Source organism: Dysgonomonas sp. UBA7630 (assembly GCF_002483985.1).
Taxonomy (GTDB): Bacteria; Bacteroidota; Bacteroidia; order Bacteroidales; family Dysgonomonadaceae; genus Dysgonomonas.
Window position 1 is genome coordinate 211319 of record NZ_DLIY01000020.1, and the last position, 9363, is coordinate 220681.

The 9363-nt window shown below is 39.1% G+C and carries 8 protein-coding genes, 1 tRNA gene and 1 pseudogene; 5 read left to right on the forward strand and 5 right to left on the reverse strand.

The window, feature by feature from the left end; all coding sequences use genetic code 11:
* Positions 1–26: 26 nt before the first annotated feature.
* From B3P17_RS09295 to B3P17_RS09305, 3 genes are read left to right on the forward strand one after another with little or no spacing between them, the layout of a single operon-like run.
* Positions 27–473, forward strand: coding sequence for an SPFH domain-containing protein (locus tag B3P17_RS09295; RefSeq protein ID WP_422653392.1), 447 nt, complete (start codon positions 27–29; stop codon positions 471–473).
* A 22-nt stretch (positions 474–495) separates the two neighbouring features.
* Positions 496–723: a DUF4339 domain-containing protein gene (locus tag B3P17_RS09300; protein WP_291105248.1), complete on the forward strand. Its 228-nt coding sequence runs from the start codon at positions 496–498 to the stop codon at positions 721–723.
* Between the two features lie 3 nt (positions 724–726).
* Complete coding sequence (locus B3P17_RS09305) at positions 727–1818, forward strand: hypothetical protein (protein WP_252636748.1); 1092 nt, start codon at positions 727–729, stop codon at positions 1816–1818.
* 167 nt (positions 1819–1985) lie between these two features.
* Here B3P17_RS09305 and B3P17_RS09310 read toward each other — a convergent pair whose 3' ends face one another.
* The gene (locus B3P17_RS09310) at positions 1986–2366 is read right to left on the reverse strand and encodes a DUF456 domain-containing protein (protein ID WP_349681157.1); all 381 of its coding nucleotides are present in this window, start codon (positions 2364–2366) and stop codon (positions 1986–1988) included.
* 482 nt (positions 2367–2848) lie between these two features.
* Entirely contained in the window at positions 2849–3193 is a 345-nt protein-coding gene (locus tag B3P17_RS09315) for a DUF3836 domain-containing protein (RefSeq protein ID WP_252636744.1), read from the reverse strand.
* A 390-nt stretch (positions 3194–3583) separates the two neighbouring features.
* Here B3P17_RS09315 and B3P17_RS09320 point away from each other — a divergent pair, with 390 nt between their 5' ends.
* The gene (locus tag B3P17_RS09320) at positions 3584–5230 is read left to right on the forward strand and encodes a diphosphate--fructose-6-phosphate 1-phosphotransferase (RefSeq protein ID WP_252636743.1); all 1647 of its coding nucleotides are present in this window, start codon (positions 3584–3586) and stop codon (positions 5228–5230) included.
* A gap of 203 nt (positions 5231–5433) precedes the next feature.
* Positions 5434–5504 (forward strand) — tRNA-Gln (locus B3P17_RS09325).
* A 76-nt stretch (positions 5505–5580) separates the two neighbouring features.
* On the opposite strand, the gene B3P17_RS09330 is transcribed toward B3P17_RS09325, so the two are convergent.
* The 3 genes and pseudogenes from B3P17_RS09330 to B3P17_RS09340 all read right to left on the reverse strand — a co-directional run bounded on the left by B3P17_RS09330 (position 5581) and on the right by B3P17_RS09340 (position 9035).
* Positions 5581–6396, reverse strand: coding sequence for a sugar phosphate isomerase/epimerase family protein (locus B3P17_RS09330; protein ID WP_252636742.1), 816 nt, complete (start codon positions 6394–6396; stop codon positions 5581–5583).
* Positions 6397–6544: 148 nt separating this feature from the next.
* Positions 6545–8023: pseudogene (locus tag B3P17_RS09335) on the reverse strand (Gfo/Idh/MocA family protein).
* Between the two features lie 94 nt (positions 8024–8117).
* Positions 8118–9035, reverse strand: coding sequence for an endonuclease/exonuclease/phosphatase family protein (locus tag B3P17_RS09340; protein ID WP_291105256.1), 918 nt, complete (start codon positions 9033–9035; stop codon positions 8118–8120).
* Between the last annotated feature and the right edge of the window lie 328 nt (positions 9036–9363).

Below are 9363 nucleotides of genomic sequence, written 5' to 3' on the forward strand. Positions count from 1 at the left end.
GAATGGTTGAAATAAGGGCATTTGGGATGTACTCATTCAAGATCACCGATGCCCCTGTGTTTATTAGGGAGATCGTTGGAACCAATCAGACCTTTACTACCGATAATATCAAAGAACAACTAAAGAGTATTATTGTTACCCGCTTTTCGGATGCAGCAGCAGAGTCAAATTTGCCGATAGAATCGTATGCCGCTAATCTGAATGAACTTTCGGATGTTATATTCGGATATATGAAGGATGATTTTGGTGCATACGGTATGGATGTAACCAAATTTCTGATAGAGAATATTTCTATGCCTGATGAGGTGAAGAAAGAGATATTCGAACTTAGCCGCCTTGATAAAATAGATTTAGATAAACTGACCAAAATGAAGGCTGCAAAGGCTATGGAAGCGGCTGCCGAAAACCCTTCGGGTACGGCCGGTATGGGAGTCGGGCTTGGTGCAGGTATGGGNNCAGACACATCAAGCTAACCAGAGCGCTTCGGGACAAGCTGTGCCACCACCACTTCCGGGTGCAGCATCTTACTACGTAGCTGTGAACGGACAGCAAGCAGGTCCTTTTGATAAGGCTGCATTAGTAGAGCTGTCAAAGAGCAATACACTGACCCGTGATACTTTGGTTTGGAAAAGCGGATTGGCAGATTGGGTTCCGGCAGGAAATCAGCCGGACTTGCAAGACCTTTGGACAATGACACCTCCTCCTCTGCCAAAACAAGATTAGGATATGGCAGATAACGTTCAAATTACATTGAATGGTAGCGACACATATCAATGTCCGCAATGTGGTGCTGCTCTTAAATACAAACCGGGAACAGATTTTCTTCACTGCGATTATTGTGGGATGGATACTCCCATCAATAGTAAAAAGGTTGATGACGTACAGGAACTTGATTTTGATACGTATGCAGAGCAGGCTGAGACTCTAAGCACTAAAGCGACAAAAGTAATCAGTTGCCGTACTTGCGGTGCAGAATCTACCTTCGACGAAAGCATGAAGTCTGTGGAGTGTCCTTATTGTGCAACACCGCTTATTGAGTCCGATGCCTACGAGGAACGCCTTGTTCAGCCATCGTACTTGTTGCCATTCAAGATTTCTGATAATGAGATCGGGAGCTATATGTCTGTTTGGATATCCAGACGATGGTTTGCTCCAAATAAATTAAAGTCGAGGGCTTTGTACGATCGTAGGCAACAGGGTGTTTATATTCCTTGTTGGACTTACGATGCTCAGACCGAGACGGATTATACTGGCGAACGAGGAGATGATTATACCACCACGGTAGGAGTCGGTAAAAATCGTCGTACCGAGACACGCACACGTTGGAGTGATGTTAGCGGACATATATCTTTGTTCTTCGACGATGTTATGATTCCTGCATCCAAGATTATCACAACACAAGTGATGACTGAGATCAGCAATTGGGATATGATGAACATGGTAGAGGCTGATAATCGCTTTCTTAGTGGCTTTATTACAGAGAAGTATAATATAAATATGCAAACCGGATATGCTGCTGCCAAAAGTAAGATGGAGTCGGATATTGACTATGCTATTTGTCAAGATATCGGAGGTGATAGGCAACGTGTACATTCTAAAAGGATGTCCTTTAGCGATGTGAAGTTCAAGTTGATATTGTTACCTGTGTATATGTCGTCTTATGCATATAATAACAAGCTATATCATTTCTTTGTGAATGCACGTACGGGACGTGTAACAGGCGATAGACCATATAGTGTTGCTAAAATAGCTTTGGCTATTACAGCGGGTCTTATATTATTGGCTCTGTTTATTTGGTTCGTGAATAATTATGGATGATAAACGTGTCAGTTGTAGGACAGTATAGCTATAACCTGAATTGTATATCTAGTTGTTGATAAAGTACCTGACAACTTCTCTAAAGAAAAAGAAAGACAGGATAATTGCAACAACTAGTTTCATTATGATTCCGGCTAAGAAGCCAATAAAGGCGCCAAAGCCCGCCTTCAGTGCGACACTAAACTCTTTATTATCCAATATGNNCCTATTACTGCGCAGACAAAAGGGAGGATAATAAAACCCCAGGGAGGAAAGATGAAAAGACCTAGCACCATTCCTATAGCACTTCCCCATACACCATACGTCCCTCCGCCCAGTTTCTTCGTGCCCCAAATAGGAATGTAATAATCTAATAGTTGAACGATTATGATAATTATACCCCAAGCAACAAGAAATTCTGTGGAGAAATTGGTTTTGGAGGTAAATTGTAGCAAAACAATTGCGATGTAATTTAGCGGAACTCCCGGTAAAGCGGGTAAAATACACCCGATAATCCCGATGATGACAAGGACTGTTCCGATTGTAATAAGAATAAAGTCAAGAGCCATATTGTTTTGTTATGAGATTTGGTAATTTTGTTTAAATGGTTGATTCTAAAAGCATATCATTCAGAGTATTGTTGTATTTATTCATTATTAATATGAACGAAAAGAGACCATATTTATGATCTCTCTCTTTTTTAATACTCTATTCGACTCCTTTTTTACTGTACCAAGACTTCGATTGAGTCTTGTGGGCTTTGTACTAATAATTTAGGATTGTACAATCTTCAATGGTTTTCCTCATTTTCTTACCGTCACATTCTCCTGTTATATTTTAGTATTTAAACATAGAACAGGCAAAAAAGTTTTTAAAAGGTCATTTTTTATTCAGAAATATGATGATGCATCAGATGAGAAAACATCGTTTATGGTCATTTTTTTAAGTTTATACTTTTATCTTTTTACGTTAAGGTAGCAAATGAAAAGTAATAAAAAAAGCCTCGCATCATTTTATGCAAGGCTTCCACTTTTCCGACTATTGGAGAGTTTTATTTTTTTGACCAGTTGCTAGATTTATTGTCCCATTTGTATAGGGTAGGAGCTGTTGGCTGATTGTTTTTATCGTAGCTATATTCATATTTTTGAACACCGATCCATCCTTTTGCTCCATCCCATTCGTAAGTCGCTTTTTCTTGCATACGTCCGGTAGCATCATAGTTATAAACCGTCTTGGTTAAAGGGGCGTTGGTGTTTTTGTCACATAACAAGAATTCCTTTACGCAACCTGTTTCAGTTGTTTCTATATTGCTGAACATCACTGTTTCCGGATCATTAGCATATATGCTCAATGATAAAAGTAGAACTGCGAATAATAATAATTTTTTTAGGTTCATGGCTTTATTTATTTAGTTATACAAAGATACTTTTGTTTCTTTATATATAAGACGTGTTCAGTGACAAAAAGTTACAAATATATAGTTAAATATGGTTAAATGTGATATTATCTATTCGTGTTGTCTGTTTTTTTTTTGTTTGTGCTTTCAAAATGAAAGTCGTGGTACCTCTAAATAATATGCATGCGAATGAAATAACTTTTAAGGTAGAAAAGAGTAATAAAAAGTCATCAAAAAATATCAAAAATTTAAAATAAGTAAAAATATAAGAAGAGGTTAGTAAAAATCCTCCTTGATGAGAATTAATCTCTTTCATATATCAAAAAAAATGACGAAATTTGCGTGCCTTAAAAATGAGAATATTAAACTATATATAATCAATAAAAACAAATGAAAAAAAGTGCGTTACAAATTGCAAGAGCTGCTTATAACCCTAAAATGCCAAAAGCATTGTATGGCTCTGTAAAAGTTGAGGAAGGAGCAGCTACTCAATCCGTAGCAGATCAGGAAGAGGTGAAAAAGTTATTCCCTAATACATATGGGATGCCGACTATCAAGTTTGTAGAAACTTCAGAAAAGGTAAGCTTACCTGCTATCAATGTAGGAGTTATACTTTCTGGAGGACAAGCTCCTGGTGGTCATAACGTTATCGCCGGTCTTTTTGATGGTATAAAAAATATGAATGTCAGCAGTCGTCTTTTCGGATTCCTAATGGGCCCGGGCGGTTTAGTTGATCACGATTATAAAGAACTTACAGCCGACATTATCGATGAATATCGTAATACAGGAGGTTTTGATATTATCGGTTCTGGTCGTACAAAGCTCGAAAGCAAAGAGCAATTTGACAAAGGTCTTGAAATATTGAAAAAACTAGATATAAAGGCTCTTGTTATTATCGGTGGTGACGACTCGAATACAAATGCTTGTGTGCTTGCTGAATACTATAAAGAAATCAATGCAGGTGTTCAGGTAATCGGTTGTCCGAAAACTATTGACGGTGACTTGAAAAACGAAATGATAGAAACTTCATTCGGTTTCGACACAGCATGTAAAGTATATGCTGAAGTTATCGGTAATATACAACGCGACTGTAACTCTGCTCGCAAATACTGGCACTTTATCAAACTAATGGGACGTTCTGCTTCTCATATCGCATTGGAATGTGCTCTTCAGGTACAACCAAACGTATGTATTATCTCAGAAGAGGTAGAAGCTCAAAAATTGTCTTTGGATGATATCGTTACAGATATAGCAAATGTTGTAGCTAAACGTGCAGAAAATGGTAATAACTTCGGAACAGTATTGATTCCTGAAGGCCTTATCGAATTTATTCCTGCAATGAAAGGTCTTATTTCAGAATTGAATGACTTCTTGGCACATCACCAACGTGAATTCAATGCTGTACCTAAAGATGACCAGCTTGCATATATCCAAAAGAACCTGTCTGCCGAAAATGCGAAAATATTCGCAAGCTTGCCTTCGGGTGTAGCTCGTCAGTTGACTTTAGATCGTGACCCTCACGGAAACGTACAGGTTTCTCTTATCGAAACAGAAAAGCTACTAGCTGAAATGGTAGGTAATAAGCTGGCTGAAATGAAAGCTGCCGGTAAATATAAAGGTAAGTTTGCTGCTCAGGAGCACTTCTTCGGTTACGAAGGACGTTGTGCAACTCCGTCAAACTACGATTCAGATTATTGTTATTCGTTAGGATACACTGCTGCTGCTCTTATCGCTGCAGGTAAGACCGGTTATATGTCTTCTGTGCGCAACACAACAGCGCCTGCTAGCGAATGGATTGCCGGAGGTGTGCCTGTAACAATGATGATGAACATGGAGCGTCGTCATGGCGAAATGAAACCTGTAATCCAGAAAGCTTTAGTGAAACTTGATGGAGCACCATTCCAATATTTTGCTGCACATCGTGAAGAGTGGGCTGTTGGAACAGAGTTTGTATATCCGGGACCAATCCAGTTCTTCGGACCATCAGAAGTTTGCGACCAACCTACAGTTACATTAAGACTGGAACAAGGAAGATAAAATATTCAAAATATTTTAGCAAGAGGCTGTAATTTCATTGCAGCCTCTTTTTTGTTGGCTATGAAATGATTAGGGATGTTGTTGTGTCAATAATCCAGTGAGACTAGTCTTCTTTTATAAGAAATTCAACAAAAACATATCGAAAAGCTTTGTTTATTAATAAAAAACTTCTACTTTTGCACTGCTTTTGAAGCAAATGGTATTGTCTCATGGTGTAATGGTAACACAACTGATTTTGGTTCAGTCGTTCAAGGTTCGAATCCTTGTGAGACAACTACAAAAATAAGAAAAGAGCTGCNNGCAGCTCTTTTCTTATTTTTACCCTTACTGTTTCTTTTGCGTTGTCACTACTATTTTGAGTTCAGTATAAAGTATTCAAGACTTTTCTTGATATCATCTATTTGAGAATCCCCAAAACTTTCGTATTCCGTAGAAATAAGCCCGTTGAAGTTTTGTCTTTTCAGTTCATTGATTACTTCTTTTACTTGCAATACTCCTGTTCCCCATGTTGTATCCTCCATTGCTTCGTTCAGGTCTTTCATGTGTACAACCTTTATTCGGCCATCAAGCTTCTTAAGAGCCTCTATAGGATCATTTCCTGTCCTTTTCCAGTGTCCGATATCGGCGCATACGCCCATTATCTTATTTCGTCCTTCGAGGGCTTTTACAAGTACATCCGGATTTGCATAGACAGAAGGCTCGGGGTGGTTATGTATGGCTACTTCGATATTGTATTTGAGTGCAAGTTGTTCAACAAAGTCAAGTTGTTCCAATTTTGGTTCACATGTCACGGTATGTACTCCCATGTCTTTCGAGAAACTGAAGAACCGTTCCCATTCTTCATTCGTATCATACGATGCTACTCCGAAGGCATATAAGGTAATATCCCGGTCTTTAAATTCCTTTTTCAGCTGTGCTTTTGCTTCTTCCGACAAATCAAAGTTCAGATAGGCCGTATCAGGAAAATTCTTTCCTAAAGCCTGAGAGAAGAATGCTTCGGCATAGTGGATACCCAGATCTTTTGTTTTGTCAAGTGTCTCCATCAGCGTGAATTTGTGGAATGTATATGTCTGAATACCCATTTTCCATTCGGGTTGTTTTGCCCTTTCTTTACATCCGATAAAACATAATGAGAAGAGTAATAATAAAAGCTTTAAATTTTTCATGTTGTTCCGTATTAAAAATAAGTAGTTATAATTTGGGCGTTTCTCGATTCGTACGTATAATATTCCTGTACGAAAGAATATAAAAGTATACCAAAGATATGAATATTATCGAATTAAATCATCCTTGGTATACTCTTGATATCTAAGTTTAAGGCATCGCAGGCAAAGCCCATCCATCTCTATATGTATGCTTTATGTATTCAGCAGCGGTGGCTTGCGCATTTGATGTTATATATTCTCTTTCAAAGTGTGGATGCCCGTCTTCTACACGGAAGCTATCTTTTGATACAATTTTTAATTCTTCGTTTGCACCTATATTTGTAAACTTCATTTTCTCTCCATCCCATTTCAAAATTTTATTCAGGCTTTGTAAGCGTATGGCAAGAACACCAAGTAAGACCATTTCGTTGAATGGCCCGGCATATCCGAAGTTGCTCGATGTTTCAACCCTACTGTCTGCAGATTCTTTACAAGCCCTGATCCAATCCTGCTCATGATATCAGTCAGAATATCCTGTAGCACCCGGAACACGTCGAAGGGTTTGAGGAACATTCGGTGTACGTCCCGATAGCAAGCGAGGATTAAAACCACCACAATCAGTTAGCAGCGTATCTTTCGAGCCTACGAATAAACAGCCGCCAAGCCCATCTCTCATAAGATCGGTTCCATCGGGGAGCAGATCGGGACGATGAGGGAAAAGCCCGCCATCATACCAATACACCTTTACTTCGGGCATTGCTACTTTAGGCATATTGTCTCGTGATGGGAATGTAAATTCTACCTGTTCGCTCTGAGGCGGAGATTCGGTATTGATAAGGGAAGAGCTGCCTTGTATCTTGGTCGGATAACCGAGTTTTAGCGCTTGGTAGATAGGGTCGAGCACATGACAAGCCATATCGCCAAAAGCTCCCGTGCCGAAATCCCACCAGCCACGCCAATTCCAAGGAGTATACACGGGGTTGTAAGGGCGGAAAGGAGCAGGCCCTATAAAGTTGTCCCAGTCCAAAGTTGAAGGTACTTTTACTATTTCTTTCGGACGCTGTAAGCCTTGCGGCCATATCGGTCTGTCTGTCCAGGCATGCACTTCACGGACTTCGCCGATTTCTCCATTCCATATCCATTCGCAGATCTGACGTACTCCATCGCCTGAATTTCCCTGATTTCCCATTTGAGTAGCTACCTTATATTTGGCAGCCAAGCGAGTTAGCAGACGGCTTTCGTATATTGAGTGAGTTAATGGCTTCTGGCAGTAAACGTGTTTGTTCATCGTTAATGCCGTTGCTGCTATGATGGCATGTGTATGGTCGGGGGTAGATATCATTACACCATCAATCTCTTTACCTATTTCATCAAACATCTTCCGCCAGTCTTTGTAACGCTTTGCTTTCGGAAAGTCATTGAAGCAGTTTTTAGAATAAGCCCAGTCTACATCGCAAAGACCTATTATATTTTCAGTATTCATTCCTACAAGGTTAGGATGTCCTTTTCCACCTACGCCTACACCCACTATATTTAGTTTGTCACTAGGGGCTTTATGTCCCAATCCGCTGATAACATTTGATGGGAAAATGTATAAACCTGCAGCGGCTATGGCTGATTTTTTAATAAAATTTCTACGAGAAGTCATATAATAGTTGTTTAAAGGTTTTTGATCATAATATTACTATTCTCGCCTTTTTAAAAAGATGATGGGCATATCACCTGTAAGNNACCCGCCCAACTTACTTAAGTACAAAAGTGCTTAAAACTGCTCTATGATCTGAAGGATAATTTTTAAATCGGATATCACTCAGAGGGCTTTCTTCTCCTACAATCTGAGAATTTTTCAACTCTATTTTTTCACCCGAGAAAAGGACAAAATCGATACGGTCGAGAACTTCTTTATATGCAGTAGTTTCAGGCAGTGTAGTCCAGGTGTGTCCCGGCTTTCTCACTTCATCGGGATAGAATGTTCGATACGAATCTTTCATGTCGCCCTTTTCTGAAAATGCCTTTGTAGAAGGCCACTCTACTGCTGTTTTGCATAGTCCTGCATCAGCCGCTTTTGTTGTCCAGTCGAGATAAGAGGGCTCGTTGAAATCGCCTGTGAGAAATATCGGGTAACCCTCTTTCCGAACTTCTATTATATCGGCAATATTTGAGTCTACAGTATTTCCTCTCGATTTGATAGCGGAGGCTATAGCTTCTTCTGCAGAGTGGAGTATAGGGCCGCCACAATACTCTATGCCATTCAGTTGGTAAGGCTCGTAAGGGCAATACATCAGATGAACATTGAACATCCAAACAAAATGGTCTTTATTGATCTTTATTTTTACTCCGTGATTGTTTGCCGAGGTATCTACAATCGGATATTTTGTAATGATGGTTCGCCCTTCGAAAACGTACGAATGCCACCCCAGGCTATCAGCCAAATGAACCGCTGTATTTTTCCCTTTGTGTGTTGATTCCTGAATACCAATTATATCGGCTTGACTTTCAACAAAAACTTTGCCTGTTGCACCAATGGAAGAGCCTCCTCCGTGCCAGATGTTAAAACTCATGACCTTCAGTTCTATAGGCGCAACAGATTGTGCCTTACTGTGTGAGCATATAATGAAAATGAAGAGTATAATTAATAGTGCTTTGTCAATAAATTTCATTCGGAATTGGGCTTAGGTTAATAAATTATTGAATGATTTTAAGTAAACCAAATCAGGATGATTATTCAAAGGTATATAAAATTGCTTTCTTTCGGTATACTTTTAATTTATTTGTCATACTGAATGTTAATCGCGGATCTCGATAAAAGATTTTCCTCTATGTCCAAAGGGAAAAAAATACAAAAAAGAAAAGTTTGGAACTCTTCATAAAATAAATTGACTTTTGCGCGTATGCTCTGTTAGTTTATTATATTTGTGCTGTTTTAGATCTAAACTATTAGAAATAACTATATAATGGAAGCAAAAGCTAGCAGTCGCCTTTTATCTC

What these genes read in the sequence shown, in the direction of transcription:
- B3P17_RS09320 (WP_252636743.1), top strand. Translation starts at nt 3,584, where the DNA reads ATGAAAAAAAGTGCGTTACAAATTGCAAGAGCTGCTTATAACCCTAAA.
- B3P17_RS09315 (WP_252636744.1), bottom strand. Translation starts at nt 3,193, where the DNA reads ATGAACCTAAAAAAATTATTATTATTCGCAGTTCTACTTTTATCATTG.
- B3P17_RS09330 (WP_252636742.1), bottom strand. Translation starts at nt 6,396, where the DNA reads ATGAAAAATTTAAAGCTTTTATTATTACTCTTCTCATTATGTTTTATC.
- B3P17_RS09340 (WP_291105256.1), bottom strand. Translation starts at nt 9,035, where the DNA reads ATGAAATTTATTGACAAAGCACTATTAATTATACTCTTCATTTTCATT.
- B3P17_RS09305 (WP_252636748.1), top strand. Translation starts at nt 727, where the DNA reads ATGGCAGATAACGTTCAAATTACATTGAATGGTAGCGACACATATCAA.